At 57.5% G+C, this 14194-nt stretch carries 12 protein-coding genes, 1 tRNA gene and 1 riboswitch; of the genes, 6 read left to right on the top strand and 7 right to left on the bottom strand.

Annotated elements, in window-relative coordinates; genetic code table 11:
• Window positions 1-289: 289 nt before the first annotated feature.
• The 7 genes from M3089_RS04365 to M3089_RS04335 all read right to left on the bottom strand — a co-directional run bounded on the left by M3089_RS04365 (window position 290) and on the right by M3089_RS04335 (window position 6527).
• Complete coding sequence (locus M3089_RS04365) at window positions 290-895, bottom strand: thiamine phosphate synthase (protein ID WP_249082198.1); 606 nt, start codon at window positions 893-895, stop codon at window positions 290-292.
• Window positions 895-2472, bottom strand: a complete 1578-nt coding sequence (gene thiC, locus M3089_RS04360; RefSeq protein ID WP_249081931.1) for a phosphomethylpyrimidine synthase ThiC — start codon at window positions 2470-2472, stop codon at window positions 895-897. The genes M3089_RS04365 and thiC overlap by 1 nt, the downstream gene beginning before the upstream one ends.
• 161 nt (window positions 2473-2633) lie before the next feature.
• Window positions 2634-3248, bottom strand: a complete 615-nt coding sequence (locus M3089_RS04355) for a thiamine phosphate synthase (RefSeq protein WP_249081930.1) — start codon at window positions 3246-3248, stop codon at window positions 2634-2636.
• Window positions 3245-4063, bottom strand: coding sequence for a bifunctional hydroxymethylpyrimidine kinase/phosphomethylpyrimidine kinase (gene thiD, locus M3089_RS04350; RefSeq protein ID WP_249081928.1), 819 nt, complete (start codon window positions 4061-4063; stop codon window positions 3245-3247). Before thiD ends, M3089_RS04355 begins: the two co-directional genes overlap by 4 nt.
• A 119-nt stretch (window positions 4064-4182) precedes the next feature.
• Window positions 4183-5313, bottom strand: a complete 1131-nt coding sequence (thiH, locus tag M3089_RS04345; RefSeq protein ID WP_205108496.1) for a 2-iminoacetate synthase ThiH — start codon at window positions 5311-5313, stop codon at window positions 4183-4185.
• 4 nt (window positions 5314-5317) lie between these two features.
• The gene (gene thiS, locus M3089_RS04340; RefSeq protein WP_249081926.1) at window positions 5318-5518 is read right to left on the bottom strand and encodes a sulfur carrier protein ThiS; all 201 of its coding nucleotides are present in this window, start codon (window positions 5516-5518) and stop codon (window positions 5318-5320) included.
• 235 nt (window positions 5519-5753) lie between these two features.
• A complete protein-coding gene (locus M3089_RS04335) occupies window positions 5754-6527 on the bottom strand; it encodes a thiazole synthase (RefSeq protein WP_205108492.1) in 774 nt (257 codons plus the stop codon).
• Between the two features lie 81 nt (window positions 6528-6608).
• A riboswitch (TPP riboswitch) is annotated at window positions 6609-6709 on the bottom strand.
• Between the two features lie 489 nt (window positions 6710-7198).
• Here M3089_RS04335 and M3089_RS04330 point away from each other — a divergent pair.
• The 6 genes from M3089_RS04330 to clpB all read left to right on the top strand — a co-directional run bounded on the left by M3089_RS04330 (window position 7199) and on the right by clpB (window position 13959).
• Window positions 7199-7876: a response regulator transcription factor gene (locus tag M3089_RS04330; protein WP_249081924.1), complete on the top strand. Its 678-nt coding sequence runs from the start codon at window positions 7199-7201 to the stop codon at window positions 7874-7876.
• The gene (locus M3089_RS04325) at window positions 7873-9153 is read left to right on the top strand and encodes a sensor histidine kinase (RefSeq protein ID WP_249081923.1); all 1281 of its coding nucleotides are present in this window, start codon (window positions 7873-7875) and stop codon (window positions 9151-9153) included. Before M3089_RS04330 ends, M3089_RS04325 begins: the two co-directional genes overlap by 4 nt.
• Window positions 9154-9345: 192 nt before the next feature.
• Window positions 9346-9780 (top strand): PepSY-like domain-containing protein, encoded by a 435-nt coding sequence (locus M3089_RS04320; protein ID WP_205108644.1) that lies wholly within the window; start codon window positions 9346-9348, stop codon window positions 9778-9780.
• 276 nt (window positions 9781-10056) lie between these two features.
• Complete coding sequence (locus M3089_RS04315; RefSeq protein WP_205108487.1) at window positions 10057-10947, top strand: YitT family protein; 891 nt, start codon at window positions 10057-10059, stop codon at window positions 10945-10947.
• A 131-nt stretch (window positions 10948-11078) separates the two neighbouring features.
• Window positions 11079-11153, top strand: a tRNA-Val gene (locus tag M3089_RS04310).
• 217 nt (window positions 11154-11370) lie between these two features.
• Window positions 11371-13959: an ATP-dependent chaperone ClpB gene (gene clpB, locus M3089_RS04305; RefSeq protein ID WP_249081922.1), complete on the top strand. Its 2589-nt coding sequence runs from the start codon at window positions 11371-11373 to the stop codon at window positions 13957-13959.
• Window positions 13960-14194: the final 235 nt, after the last annotated feature.

The following is a 14194-nucleotide window of genomic DNA, read 5'->3' as shown; positions in this document are numbered from 1 at the left end:
AAAACCACGGAAAAACGATGCCAAGGGCAGATAACTGCAACGGCATGGATGTAAAAAATGTTTGCAACCGCCCGGGCGTGCCTGCCGCGAAGGCAAAGCGCTGCAGGCCAGGCCATTGGCGCAACGGGCCGTTTCGCCCTGCGAAACAGGCCAAACAGCATTGCCGCACGGCCTGTTTTGAAAGGCAAAACGGCCCATGCGGCAACGCTAAACGGCTGCCTCTGGCAAGCATGTGAAGATTTTTTACCGACCCGGACAAAAGTTGCCGCCAGGCAGAGCAGACGGCAACCTACTCCGGCAGGCCGTCGAGCGCCGAGCGCAGCCGGGCGAGATAGCCATCAAAGCCGGGCTGCCCCGCACGCTCCCACACATCGCCAAGAAAGGCGGCACCGCCGAAGCCCCAGTCGCGAAGCATGGGTATGCCCTGCAGGCTCACCCCGCCGAGGGCCACCACACGGCTGTCGATGATGCCCGCCGAGGCCGCGCCGCGCAGTTGGGCATCGGTGTAGGCCGAGCGGTAGCCCTGCTTTGATATGCTGTCGAACACGGGGCTGAGCGTGACATAGCTCAGCCCGGGCTTGCGCCGGGCCACCTCGGCCAGTGAATGGCACGAGGCCGACACCGACCGCGGCACAAAGCCCGACGGCGGCAAGGGGTTGCGGCTGTTCAGGTGCACCCCCATGAGGCCGTAGTCGCGGCAGAGCCCGAAATGGTCGTGCACCACTATGCGGCCATGCCACTGCACGGGTATGGCATCGAGCAGTGCCGCGCAATGGGCGGCCGAGGCCCCCGGCTTGCGCAGGTGGAGCACGTCGACACCGGCGTAGAACAGCCGGCGTATATAAAAATCCTCCCCGGAGAAGAACTCCGGGGAGGTAAACACGATAAACTTCATCACAAGTCGCAGTCTTTGAGCGAGTGGCTTATGCGCGCAGCGCAGAAGTTCGGGCCGCACATGGTGCAGAAACGGCCCTCCACCTCGTTTGACGTCTTGTAGTATTCGAGCGCGCGCTCCGGGTCGAGAGCCAGGTTGAACTGGTCTTTCCAGCGGAATTCGTAGCGCGCCTTGCTAAGCGCGTTGTCGCGGATGGTGGCCCCGGGATGGCCCTTGGCCAGGTCGGCCGCATGGGCGGCAATCTTGTATGTTACCACACCCGTGCGCACATCGTCCTTGTCGGGCAGCGCAAGGTGCTCCTTGGGCGTCACGTAGCAGAGCATGGCCGTGCCATACCAGCCTATCATCGACGCCCCTATGGCGCTAGTGATGTGGTCGTAGCCGGGGGCGATATCGGTGACGAGCGGGCCCAGAGTGTAGAAAGGCGCGCCGTGGCACTTCTCTATCTGCCGCTCCATGTTGGCCTTTATCTTCTGCATCGGCACGTGGCCCGGCCCCTCGATGAAGGCCTGCACGTCTTTGGCCCAAGCCCTCTCGACGAGCTCGCCCATGGTGTCGAGCTCGGCAAACTGTGCGGCGTCGTTGGCGTCGTGGATGCTTCCGGGGCGCAGTCCGTCGCCGAGCGAGATGGCAACGTCGTACTTGCGGCAGATGTCACAGATGTCGTCGAAGTGTGAATACAGGAAGCTCTCCTGCTTGTGCACCATGCACCACTTCGAGATGATGCTTCCGCCGCGGCTCACCATGCCCGTGAGCCGGCCCTGCGAGAGCGGCACGTTCTTCAGGCGGATGCCACAGTGGATGGTGAAATAGTCGACGCCCTGCTCGCACTGCTCGATGAGCGTGTCGCGGAATACCTCCCACGAGAGGTCTTCGGCGCGCCCGCCCACCTTCTCGAAGGCCTGGTACATGGGCACGGTGCCCACCGGCACGGGGCAGTTGCGCAATATCCACTCGCGCGTCTCGTGTATGTTGTCGCCCGTAGAGAGGTCCATCAGCGTGTCGCCTCCCCACTTGCAGCTCCAAACGGCCTTCTCCACCTCTTCGTCAATGCCCGAGGTGGTGGCCGAGTTGCCTATGTTTGTGTTTATCTTTACAAGGAAGTTGGTGCCTATCACCATCGGTTCCGACTCGGGGTGGTTGATGTTGGCCGGTATGACGGCGCGCCCGGCGGCCACCTCCTGGCGCACGAACTCGGGCGTGATGTGGGTCTCTATGCCCAGCTCGGCGCAGTTCATGTTCTCGCGAATGGCCACATACTCCATCTCTTCGGTTATCACCCCGCGCTTGGCAAGGGCCATCTGCGTCTCTCCCGGCTGGCGCTTGGCTATCCAGGGGGCACGCAACTTGGGCAGGCCGCGCTTGAGGTCGGTCTCCACGTCGGGGTCGCTGTACGGGCCGCTGGTGTCATACACGTAGACGGGAGCGTTCTCCGTCATAACTTTCTTGCCGTCAACAATGTCGACGGTCGGGGTCAGACGCACCCGGCGCATGCCCACTCTGAGGTCGGGATAGAGCTTTCCGCTCATGTAAACCTTTTCCGAACTCGGGTAAGTAATCTTGATATTGTTGTCCATAATTAAGTTGTTTACTGTTGTAAATTTTAGGATTCGTTGGGTCGGGATGTATGGGGAGTCAAGGAGTAAGGAAGTAAAGGAGTCAAGACATTTGCCATGCCAGCCTGCCGGGCGGCGGCCATGCGGCGGCACCTGCGGCCATAGCCGCAACTCCCCGGCGCCTAAGCGTCGATCATCCGGCGCATCTCTGCCACGGGGTCGGCAGCGTTTAGCACTGCCCCCGAAACGGCAATGCCGCGCACGCCGGTACGCATGATGGCCGGAATGTCTTCGTAACAGATGCCACCGATGGCCACCACAGGCAGCGGTATGCCCGCCGCGCGCATGCGGTTGACGATGGTGAAGTAGCCCTCGAGCCCCACTATGGGTGCCAGGTTCTGCTTGGTGGTGGTAAAGCGGAACGGGCCGCAGCCTATGTAGTCGGCCCCCTGGCGGTATAGCCGCTCTATGTCTTCGAATGTGTTTGCCGTTCCACCGATGATGAACTCCTCGCCGAGCACTCGCCGGGCCTCGTCGACAGGCATGTCGTTTTTGCCGAGATGCACCCCGTCGGCCTTTATCTGCTTGGCCAGGTGCACCCTGTTGTCGATGACAAACAGAGCCTCGTGCTGCCTGCACAGGGGCTGTATCTCTGCTGCCGCGGCCAGCACCTCGGCATCGGTGGCGCCTTTCATGCGCAGCTGCACCCACCGGCAGCCCCCCTCAAGGGCCATTCGCGCCCCGTCAACATAGCCGAAACGGTCGGTGGCGTGGGTTATAAACTGTATCTGAGTCATACTGTCAGCATCTTTAACGGGTTGAAAAAATGGTTTACCGGGCCATGTCCCTGCCCTATGCCAACGCCTGCCCCGGCCGCAAGCGCGGCCGTGACATAGTCTTTTGCCAGCCTGACGGCATCGGCAACGGCATATCCGCGGCCCATGAAACAGGCTATGGCAGACGAGAGCGTGCACCCCGTGCCATGTGTGTTGACGGTGTCTACCGACTCGGCGGCAAACGTTTCGACCAGCCGTCCGTCAGCGTCGTAAAGCCTGTCTACCTTGTGGCCGCCCTCAAAGTGGCCGCCCTTGATAAGCACTGAGCAGTGGCTGTCGCGCGCAATCACCAGTCCGGCGGCATGGCACGATGCCTCGTCGGTTATGGCAAGGCCCGAAAGCGTGGCTGCCTCATGCATGTTTGGCGTGAGGATGGTGGCCAACGGCACCAGTTCGCTGCGGAAGGCGGCAAGCGCATCGGCCTGCATGAGTGCCGAGCCGCTGGTTGACACCATGACGGGGTCGACCACGACCACCTTCGGCCCGTATGGCCGTAGCGCTCCGGCAATGGCCTTTATCGTTGCGGCATCGTTGACCATGCCCACCTTTACGGCAGCCGGGCGGATGTCGTCCATGACCGCCCGTATCTGGCCGGCCACGACTGCGGGGCTGACAGGCTCAACGGCGCCCACCCCCATGGTGTTTTGCACGGTGAGGGCCGTTATTGCCGAGGCCGCATAGCAGCCCAGGGCAGATATCGTCTTGATGTCGGCCTGTATGCCGGCCCCGCCGCTGCAGTCGCTCCCGGCTATTGAGAGAATTGGTATGTAACGCATAATATGGATTTTAAACAGTTAACGGCTGTGGCCGACGGCCGCACGCCCGGCTGTGCCACCCGGCGACAAGAAGCCGCCTGAGGGGCCCGGCAGCGCGGCGGCCCGGCCACGCCACCGGTTCAGACGGCCATCTCGACGCGGTCGAACGAGGCGTCCCAGTTTTTCCAGACGGGCTCCATGCCCACGGCCTTGAGGTCGCGCTCCACCTCGCGGGCTGTGCGCTCGTCGCTCACGTGGAACTGCTCGAGGGCGTTGGGATAGCACGCATAGCCTCCCGGGTCGGTGTGGCTCTCGGCACTCATGGTGGTTACGCCGAGCGTGGCCATGTTGTTGCGCACCTCGGGAGTCTCGCGCGTGGAGTACGAAATGTCCACGTCGTGGTCGAAGATGCGCATTGCAAAGGTCACCTGGGCCAGCTCGCGGTCGGTCATCTCCACGTTTGGCTGGAACCCGCCGTTCTCGGCCCGGCGCATGCGGGGGAAGTTGACGCTGTACTGCGTGCGCCAGTAGGTCTTCTCAAGGTAGCGCAGGTGGTAAGCCATCATGGTCACCTCGGTGCGCCAGTCTTCCAGCCCGATGAGCGCGCCCATGCCAATCTTGTGCACACCGGCCTGCCCCATGCGGTCGTATCCGTTGAGCCTCCACTCGTAATTCGACTTCGGCCCGCGCGGATGGTACACCTTGTAGCGCGCCTCGTTGTAGGTTTCCTGGAAACAGATGACCCCGTTCAGCCCGTGGCGTCGCAACTTGGCATAGTCGTCGGTGGCCAGCGGCATCACCTCGATCTGCAGGTTGTTGAAGTAAGGCTTGGCCAGGTCGAGCGCCCGGGCTATGTAGTCGACGCCGGCCTTTGCCGGGTTCTCGCCCGTGAGCACGAGCAGGTTGTCGAACGGGCCCAGCTTCTTTATCGCCTGATACTCGCGCACTATCTCCTCTTCGGTGAGTATTGTGCGCGGCATCTTGTTCTGCACGTGGAACCCGCAATACACGCATGAGTTGGCACACGAGTTGGTGATGTATATCGGTATGAACATGTTGATGGTCTTGCCGAAGCGCTCGCGCGTGTACATGCGGCTCAGGCGGGCCATCTGCTCAAGGTACTTGTCGGCAGCGGGCGACACGAGCGCCATGAAATCGTCGACGCTGAGGTGGCGCTTGGCGAGCGCGCGGCGCACGTCGGCATCGGTCTTCCGCATTATCTTCTCGGTGGTCTCGTCCCACCCTATGTTCTTTATTACGTCGTAAAACATTTTGTTATCCTCCACAAAAAGCTTTGAGTATCACTATGTCGTCGCCCTCGACGAGTGTGCGTCCGGACCATTCGGCGCGCGGCACCATGGCGTTGCCCACGGCCACGGCCACACCGCGGTCGGGCAGGTTGCGCTCGGCAGCCAGCTGGGCCAGCGTTGTTCCGTCGGCCAGCACGGCCGGCTCATTGTTTATCTTTACGTTCATAGCAAGTTGTAGTTATATTGGTTTGTGTAAATATTGCTTACCTCTGGCCCGCCTCCTGGGCACGGCGGCCTGAGCCCCTGGGCCACAGGCCGTTACGCCCACGGCCGGACGGCCGGGCCAAACGGGCCGCAACGCGCGCCCGAACGGGCTGTTTCGGCAGCCCATACAGGCCGTTTGGCAGCCCCAAACAGGGCAGGCCGTAAAGCAGGCAGAGCCGTTGTAAAGCATTTTCGCATCAGTTGAGGAACGCCGTGAGGGGCGAGCTGGCGTCGGCTGTCATGTCGGCCGACTGGCGCCCGAGCCCGGCCTCGTAGGCCTCGCGCCCGGCCTCGACAGCCTTCTTGAAGGCCTTGGCCATGGCAACGGGGTCGCCCGCCACAGAGATGGCCGTGTTGACGAGCACCGCGTCGGCCCCCATCTCCATGGCTGCCGCGGCATCGCTCGGCGCGCCTATGCCCGCGTCGATGACCACCGGCACCGATGCCTCTTCGATGATGATGCCGAGGAAGTCGCGTGTGCGCAGCCCCATGTTAGTGCCTATGGGCGCGGCCAGCGGCATCACCGTGGCTGCACCGGCCTCGGCCAGGCGCTTGCATAGCACGGGGTCGGCCTGGCAGTAAGGCAACACCACAAAGCCCTCCTTGACCAACAGCTCGGTGGCGCGGAGCGTCTCTACCGGGTCGGGCAGCAGGTAGCGCGGGTCGGGATGTATCTCCAGCTTGAGCCAGTTGGTGCCAAAAGCCTCGCGGGCCATCTTGGCGGCAAAGACGGCCTCGTCGGCATTGCGGGTGCCCGACGTGTTGGGCAGCAACTGAATGCCGGGGCGCACAATGTGGGCGAGCATGTCGTCGCCCTTGTCGGCCAGGTCGATGCGCTTCATGGCCATGGTCACCATCTCTGTGCCTGAGGCACCTATGGACTCGGCCATCACTTCGTTGGAACTGAACTTCCCAGTTCCCAGGAACAGGCGCGAGCCAAACTCGCGTCCTGCGATAACAAGCTTTTCCATTTAACCTTATTTTATATCAACATGCGCAAATAAGGAGTGTTGTCAGAGATTTGCCCGCGGCTGCCAGACCTGCTAGAAAGCATCATCTACAAGGCAGCTTCCCTACGTCGGCATTATCCGAATCAGGTGTTACGGGTATAATCTCAGCCCGGGCAACAGCCCGGGCACCCCTGCCGGCAATGAAAGCCGGACTCAGCGCGCTTTAGTTTTGTGACTGCAAACTTACACAAAAAAAATGAAACGCGGCACACAACATCACTAAATTGGCAATATTTAAGGAAAAGACAACCACAAACAGCTGCACCGACGAGGCTGACGCCATGCATGCGGGAGGGCGGAAACGGGCTGAATGGCCGCAAGGCATGGCGGTTGGGGGCAACGGCCTCAAAGCCATCGGCGGGCGGATGAGGCCGAGGCAAGGGCATGGAGGATAAAAAATTAACGCGGAATTGTTTTGGGCGACAAGCTATTTAAGCTATCTTTGCAATGGTCAAGCTGCATTCGGGAAACCGGGGGCAAGCTCGGCTACGGCCCGCCGGCATAGGCCACGAAACAGGCAGCGGCACGGCAAGGCCACCGACAGGCGGACGCAAAGCCACGGCGGAGGCGCCTGGGGCGAGGCGCGCCAACCAAAGGCTGCATACGGACACAACAAATCAAGAACGGGAAAAATGAAAATACTGATAGTGGAAGACAACGACGACCTGCGCGAAGTCATTGTAAGGTCGCTGGAAAAAGAACGTTACGTGGCCGAAACGGCCGCCTGCTACGCCGATGCCCGCACAAAGGCGTTTGTGTATGAATACGACTGCATACTGCTCGACATCATGCTGCCCGACGGCAACGGGCTCGAACTGCTGCGCGAACTGCACGCCGCCGGCAGGCGGGTGAACGTGATCATCCTGTCGGCCAAAGACTCGATAGAAGACAAGGTGAAGGGCCTGGAACTGGGGGCCGACGACTATCTGCCCAAGCCTTTCCACCTGGCAGAGCTGCACGCAAGGATAAAAAGCGTGCTGCGACGGCAGATGAGGGGCGGAGAACAGGCCATAAGGATTGCCAACGTGACCATACACCCCGACACGTTTGGCGTTGACGTTGGCGGCAAGCCCCTCGAACTGAGCCGAAAGGAATACGACATCATGCTGTACCTCGTCAACCGCCAGGGGCGGCTGATAGAAAAACAGACCCTGGCCGAAGCCGTCTGGGGCGACGACATAGACCAGGCCGACAACTTCGACTTCATCTACGCGCAAATGAAAAACCTGCGCAAAAGGCTCAAGGCCGCCGGGGCAGGCATAGAGATAAAGACCGTTTACGGATTCGGCTACAAACTCGTTGAGACATGAAACTGCAAAACCAAATCACGCTGCGCCTGTCGCTCATAGGCGCACTCGTGTTTGCCTTCTGGGCGGCACTGTTCTACTTTGCCATCATCGACGAGATAAACGACGAGGTGGACGACTCGCTCGAAGACCACGCGGAGATGATAATACGGCGCTCGCTGGCAGGCGAGAAACTGCCCAGGGAGGCCAGCTACACCAACAACCAGTACTACCTGCACGAGGTGTCGGCACAATACGCATCGCAACACTCGCACATCAGATACGAAGACTGTGAGGTTTACACCAAAGCCAAGAATGAGTTTGAACCCGCACGCACCATCTCTTACATATTCATGGACGACAACGGGAAGTTCTTCGAGGTGGTGGTGTTCACGCCTACCATAGACAAAGCCGACCTCAAGGCTGCCGTGGCGTATTGGCTGATAGCCCTGTATGCGGCCATAGTGACATGCATCATTCTCGTAAACCTGCACACGCTGACCAAAGGCATGCGGCCACTGAGGGCCATACTCGACTGGCTCGACGCCTACAGGCTGGGCGAGCGCAACAAGGCCATGGACTTGCAGACCAACGTGACCGAGTTCAGGAAACTGGCCAACGCCCTGGAACGCAGCACCGAACGCAACGAAACGCTATACGAACAGCAAAAGCGGTTTATCGCAAACGCATCCCACGAACTGCAAACACCGCTCGCCGTGATACAAAGCCGGCTGGAGATGATGCTCGACGACGGGCAACTGACCGAGGCGCAAATGGGCGACGTGGTGAAAACGCTGCACACGCTGAAGACACTGGCGCGCACAAACCGCTCGCTGCTGCTGCTGTGCAAAATAGACAACGGGCAGTTTACCAAAACCAAGCACATCAGCATGGCCGCAACAATAGGGCGGCTGCTGCCCGACATGGAGATGATTTACGCCAACAAAAACATAAAGGTGGAAATGAACGTAGAGGCCGACATGACTGCCGAAATGGACGAGTCGCTGGCCACCACGCTCGCGGCCAACCTGATGAAAAACGCTTTCACCCACGGCAACGACGGCGGACGGATACGCATCTGCCTGAAAGCCAGGGCAATGACCATAGCCAACACCGGGAGCGACAGACCGCTCGACGGGGAAAAAATATTCGAACGGTTCTACCATTCGGCCGACAAGGCCTCGTCGACGGGCCTCGGACTGTCGATAGCTCAGGCTATATGCAGGCTCTATGGCATGGATATATTATATATATATGAAAACGGAATGCACGTGTTTGAGGTGTCACGCCGATGGCCATAAAGCCAAGACGCACAATGGCACAAGGCTACGCAACAAGGCAAACGAAAGGCATCGCGCGCTAAAGAATGTTAAACCGTGACGCAGCCAACCATTTTTCAGATTCTTTTCAGAATGGCTTCGCAACTTTGCAATACGAAAAGAAACAAAGTATTAACAATAAAATCAAAGGAGAAAAGAATTATGAAGACTTTCATCAAGAAGAGCATCATGGCAATAGTTTGCCTCGTGGCATTCCAGACAACGGCAATGGCCGACAACGACAAGCCCATCAACGTGAACCAACTGCCTGCAACCGCACAGCAGGTTATCAAGGGAAGCTTCAGCGGAATGAAGGTTGCGCTGGCCAAGGTGGAGAGCGGACTGATAGACAAGAGCTACGACGTGATATTCACCACTGGCGAGAAGATTGAGTTCGACCGCAACGGCAACTGGACCGAAATAGACTGCAAGCGCTCCAGCGTTCCCTCAAAACTCGTGCCGACGCAGATAAACAACTACGTGAACACCAACTACAGCGGCAACAAAATACTCAAAATCGAGAAAGACCGCAACGAATATGAGATTAACCTCTCAAACGGTGTTGAAATCAAGTTCAACAAAGACTTCATGGTAATCGACATCGACTGACACAACAAACGACTAACTCTAAGTAACAGTCAAAGAACGGCCCGGAAGCAAGACGCCCGCACAAACAAAAAGCAGGCTCTGCTACCGGGCCGCAATGCGCTTCGAACCGACGGCAGAAACAATTGGTAACGCACACACCGGCAACGCCACCAAAACCTTGGACAGACCTCCCGGCAAAGCAAAAAAACAAGCCACAGCATTTAAGTCGTTTTTTCTTTGCGAGTAATGAAATTTATACTATCTTTGCATAGTAACAGAAAAGAGTCAATATCAATCATGAACAAGATTGCAGACATAATAATAAAAAGGAGGCGCAAGCAAGTTTTCAAAGACATGTTCTTCCTGTTTCTGGGCATCGTCATATACTCGCTCGGCTACACGGCCTTCGTCCTGCCCGAACAAGTAGTGATGGGTGGCGTAACGGGTATATCGGCCCTACTCTTCTATGCGTTCGGATTTCCGCCCGGAATATCCATCTGGGTGCTCAACGTCACGCTGCTGCTCATAGCCCTGCGGGCGCTGACAAGGCAGTTCACCATACGCACAATAATAGGCGTTACCATGCTGTCGGCCGTGGTGGGCGTGCTTCAGCCTCTGTTCCAACAGTTCCACCTGATCACCGTCGGCGAAGACAAGTTCATGCACGTGCTCATCGGTGGCGCGCTGGGAGGCACGGGCCTTGGCCTCATCTTCTCACACAACGGATCGACGGGAGGCACCGACATCATAATAGCACTGCTCAACAAGCACTTCAACATGAGCTTCGGGCGGGCAATGCAGTTCATCGACATCACCATCATCAGCTCGTCTTACCTGCTCTTCCACAGCATGGAGACAATAGTATATGGCATCGCCTTCACACTGACCGCAAGCTTCGTGTGCGACTATGTCATCAACGGCACACGCCAAACGGTGCAATTCATCATCATATCCAAGGAATATGAGAAAATCGCCGACAAGATAAACAAGCATGTCAACCGCGGAGTGACACTCATCGAGGGCAAAGGGTGGTACTCGAAACAAGAGGTTGACATACTCATCGTGCTCACACGGAAATATGAGTCGCAGGGCGTGATGAGCCTGGTCAAAGCCATCGACCCGCACGCCTTGGTGTCACAGACATTCTGCCACGGTGTGTTCGGCGAGGGATTCGACAAGATAAAATGATGGACGTGGCCTGTGTCATTGTGGCATAAAAATGCAACATTGGCAGAATTTAACATATACGGCAATAAAAAAAATCCTGATTTTCTTGCGCAAGACGCTTTTATTTATTACTTTTGCACATCGAAACAAAGAGGGGCGTAGCCCAGTTGGTTTAGAGCGCCGCAGTCACATTGCGGAGGTCATCGGTTCGAGCCCGATCGTCCCTACACTTATACAAGTGCCTTGATGTTTTCACACAACAGATTGGAAACAGGCTGAAAGCACATAGAAACACACTACACAACATTTAACAAACAACGCCTCAAGCGCACGACATGGGCGCTTGGGCTCTGCCAAAATGTCATAAAATGGCCGCAGGGCACACTCTTTGTTCCTATGTTCGACGGATAACCAAACAGAGAAACAAAAGAAAGGAGACATAATATGACATTAGACAAATTCACCATCAAGGCACAAGAAGCCATACAGGAAGCCGTCAACGCGGCAACCGCAGGCGGGCAACAGGTGATTGAACCTGTGCACTTGCTCAAAGGAATCATGTCCAAAGCCAAGGACGTGACCAACTTCTTGTTCCAAAAATTAGGCATCAACGCCTCTCAGATAGGCATTCTTGTCGAACAAGAGCTCAAGCACTTGCCACGGGTTCAAGGCGGCGAGCCTTATCTAAGCAACGAGTCGAACCGCGTTCTGCAGCAAGCCATCGACTATTCCGGCAAGATGGGCGACGAGTTTGTGAGCGTAGAGCCGTTGCTGCTGGCACTGCTCACGGTAAACTCCACGGCAAGCCGCATACTCAAAGACGCCGGGTGCACCGAAAAAGAGATGCGGGCGGCCATCAACGAACTGCGCCAAGGACAGAGCGTAAAGTCGCAATCGGCCGACGAAAACTACCAGAGCCTTGAGAAATACGCCAAAAACCTCGTAGAGGAGGCACGCCAAGGCAAGCTCGACCCGGTGATTGGACGAGACGACGAGATTCGCCGCGTATTGCAGATATTGTCGCGCCGCACCAAGAACAACCCGATACTGATAGGCGAACCGGGCACAGGAAAGACGGCAATCGTTGAGGGCCTGGCCCAAAGAATAGTCAGGGGCGACGTTCCCGAGAACCTCAAGGACAAGCAGGTATACTCACTCGACATGGGCGCATTGGTCGCCGGAGCCAAGTATAAAGGCGAGTTTGAAGAGCGTTTGAAAAGCGTCATCAACGAAGTAACCAAGAGTGAGGGCCGCATAATACTCTTCATAGACGAGATTCACACCCTTGTCGGAGCCGGAGGGGGCGAAGGTGCCATGGATGCAGCCAACATCCTGAAACCCGCTCTGGCCCGAGGCGAACTCAGAAGTATTGGTGCCACCACGCTCAATGAGTACCAAAAGTACTTTGAGAAGGACAAGGCACTGGAACGACGCTTCCAAACCGTGATGGTTGACGAGCCCGACGAGCTGAGCGCCATAAGCATACTGAGAGGGTTGAAAGAGCGCTACGAGAACCACCACAAGGTACGTATACAGGACGACGCGTGCATTGCCGCCGTGAAACTGTCGGAGCGTTACATCTCCGACCGGTTCCTGCCGGACAAGGCCATCGACCTGATGGACGAGGCAGCAGCAAAGCTCCGCATGGAGAGAGACTCCGTACCGGAAGAGCTTGACGAAATAACACGACGGCTGAAACAGCTGGAGATTGAGCGCGAAGCCATCAAACGGGAGAACGACCAGCAGAAGATTGCACAGCTCGACAAGGACATCGCCGAACTCAAAGACCAGGAAAAGCAGTTCAGGGCCAAGTGGGAAGGCGAACGCACACTGGTGAACAAGATTCAGGAAGACAAGCAGCAGATGGAGAATCTCAAGCTGGAGGCCGAACGGGCCGAACGCGAAGGAAACTACGAACGTGTGGCCGAGATACGCTACGGACGCCTGAAAGCGCTCGAAAACGACATCGCCGCAATACAGAAGCAGCTGCACAACGCCCAAGGCGACGACGCCATGGTGCGCGAAGAGGTCACGGCCGACGACATTGCAGAGGTTGTCAGCAGGTGGACCGGCATCCCCGTCAGCCGCATGATGCAAAGCGAGCGCGACAAGCTGCTGCATCTGGAGGAAGAGCTCCACAAGCGTGTCATCGGGCAAGACGAAGCAATAACAGCCGTCAGCGATGCCGTAAGGCGCAGCCGTGCAGGGCTTCAGGACCCCAAGAGGCCAATAGCCTCGTTCATCTTCCTCGGAACTACGGGCGTGGGAAAGACGGAGCTGGCCAAAGCCTTGGCCGAATACCTGTTCAACGACGACTCGATGATGACGCGAATCGACATGAGCGAGTATCAGGAGAAGTTCAGCGTAAGCCGGCTTATCGGTGCCCCTCCGGGATACGTTGGCTACGACGAAGGCGGGCAACTGACCGAAGCCGTGCGCCGCAAGCCGTATTCCGTGGTGCTCTTCGACGAAATCGAGAAAGCCCACCCGGACGTGTTCAACATCCTTTTGCAGGTGCTTGACGACGGAAGGCTGACCGACAACAAGGGCCGCACGGTGAACTTCAAGAACACCATCATCATTATGACGTCAAACCTCGGAAGCCAATATATACAGCAACAGTTTGAAAACATCAACGCTTCGAACCGAAACTCTGTGGTGGAAGAGACGAAAACGCAGGTGATGGAGATGCTAAAGAAGACCATCAGGCCGGAATTCCTGAACCGAATCGACGAAATAATAATGTTCCAGCCGCTGAGCAAAGCTGAGATTGCCGATGTGGTGCGCCTGCAAATGAACGCTGTTAGCAAGATGCTTGAGCCGCAGGGCTTCACACTCCGCGTGACCGACGCTGCCATCGACTACCTTGCCGACGTAGGGTTCGACCCTGAGTTTGGCGCACGACCGGTGAAGCGGGCCATACAGCGCTACGTTCTCAACGACATGTCGAAACGAATACTCGCTGAGGAAGTGAACCGCGACAAGCCGATAATCATCGATGCCAACGGCGCCGGGCTGCAGTTCAGGAACTGACAACGGCACCTACTTACATCTTGAACGCCGCAGAGGCATTACCGAAAAGGTAAAGCCACTGCGGCTTTTTTGTGCCCTGGCAAGGGCAAGGGCAGCCGGACTGAGCACAAAGGAGGCAAAAAGGCAAATGCAAATCACACTGCACAATGGTGGTATGTGGCGTTTTTTCCCTATATTTGCACTGAACAAACTGCGCTTTGCAACGGGCAAGCCTGCCGGCCTTGCCTTTGTTGCA

It is taken from the genome of Marseilla massiliensis (assembly GCF_023336985.1).
Classification (GTDB): domain Bacteria; phylum Bacteroidota; class Bacteroidia; order Bacteroidales; family Bacteroidaceae; genus Prevotella; species Prevotella intestinigallinarum.
This window is presented reverse-complemented; position numbering and strand designations above follow the sequence as displayed.

Bases quoted from the DNA above. Each gene is read 5' to 3' on its own strand.
- thiS (WP_249081926.1), bottom strand. From the start codon at position 5,518: ATGAACGTAAAGATAAACAATGAGCCGGCCGTGCTGGCCGACGGAACA.
- clpB (WP_249081922.1), top strand. From the start codon at position 11,371: ATGACATTAGACAAATTCACCATCAAGGCACAAGAAGCCATACAGGAA.
- thiH (WP_205108496.1), bottom strand. From the start codon at position 5,313: ATGTTTTACGACGTAATAAAGAACATAGGGTGGGACGAGACCACCGAG.
- thiD (WP_249081928.1), bottom strand. From the start codon at position 4,063: ATGCGTTACATACCAATTCTCTCAATAGCCGGGAGCGACTGCAGCGGC.
- thiC (WP_249081931.1), bottom strand. From the start codon at position 2,472: ATGGACAACAATATCAAGATTACTTACCCGAGTTCGGAAAAGGTTTAC.
- M3089_RS04325 (WP_249081923.1), top strand. From the start codon at position 7,873: ATGAAACTGCAAAACCAAATCACGCTGCGCCTGTCGCTCATAGGCGCA.
- M3089_RS04315 (WP_205108487.1), top strand. From the start codon at position 10,057: ATGAACAAGATTGCAGACATAATAATAAAAAGGAGGCGCAAGCAAGTT.
- M3089_RS04365 (WP_249082198.1), bottom strand. From the start codon at position 895: ATGAAGTTTATCGTGTTTACCTCCCCGGAGTTCTTCTCCGGGGAGGAT.
- M3089_RS04335 (WP_205108492.1), bottom strand. From the start codon at position 6,527: ATGGAAAAGCTTGTTATCGCAGGACGCGAGTTTGGCTCGCGCCTGTTC.
- M3089_RS04330 (WP_249081924.1), top strand. From the start codon at position 7,199: ATGAAAATACTGATAGTGGAAGACAACGACGACCTGCGCGAAGTCATT.
- M3089_RS04355 (WP_249081930.1), bottom strand. From the start codon at position 3,248: ATGACTCAGATACAGTTTATAACCCACGCCACCGACCGTTTCGGCTAT.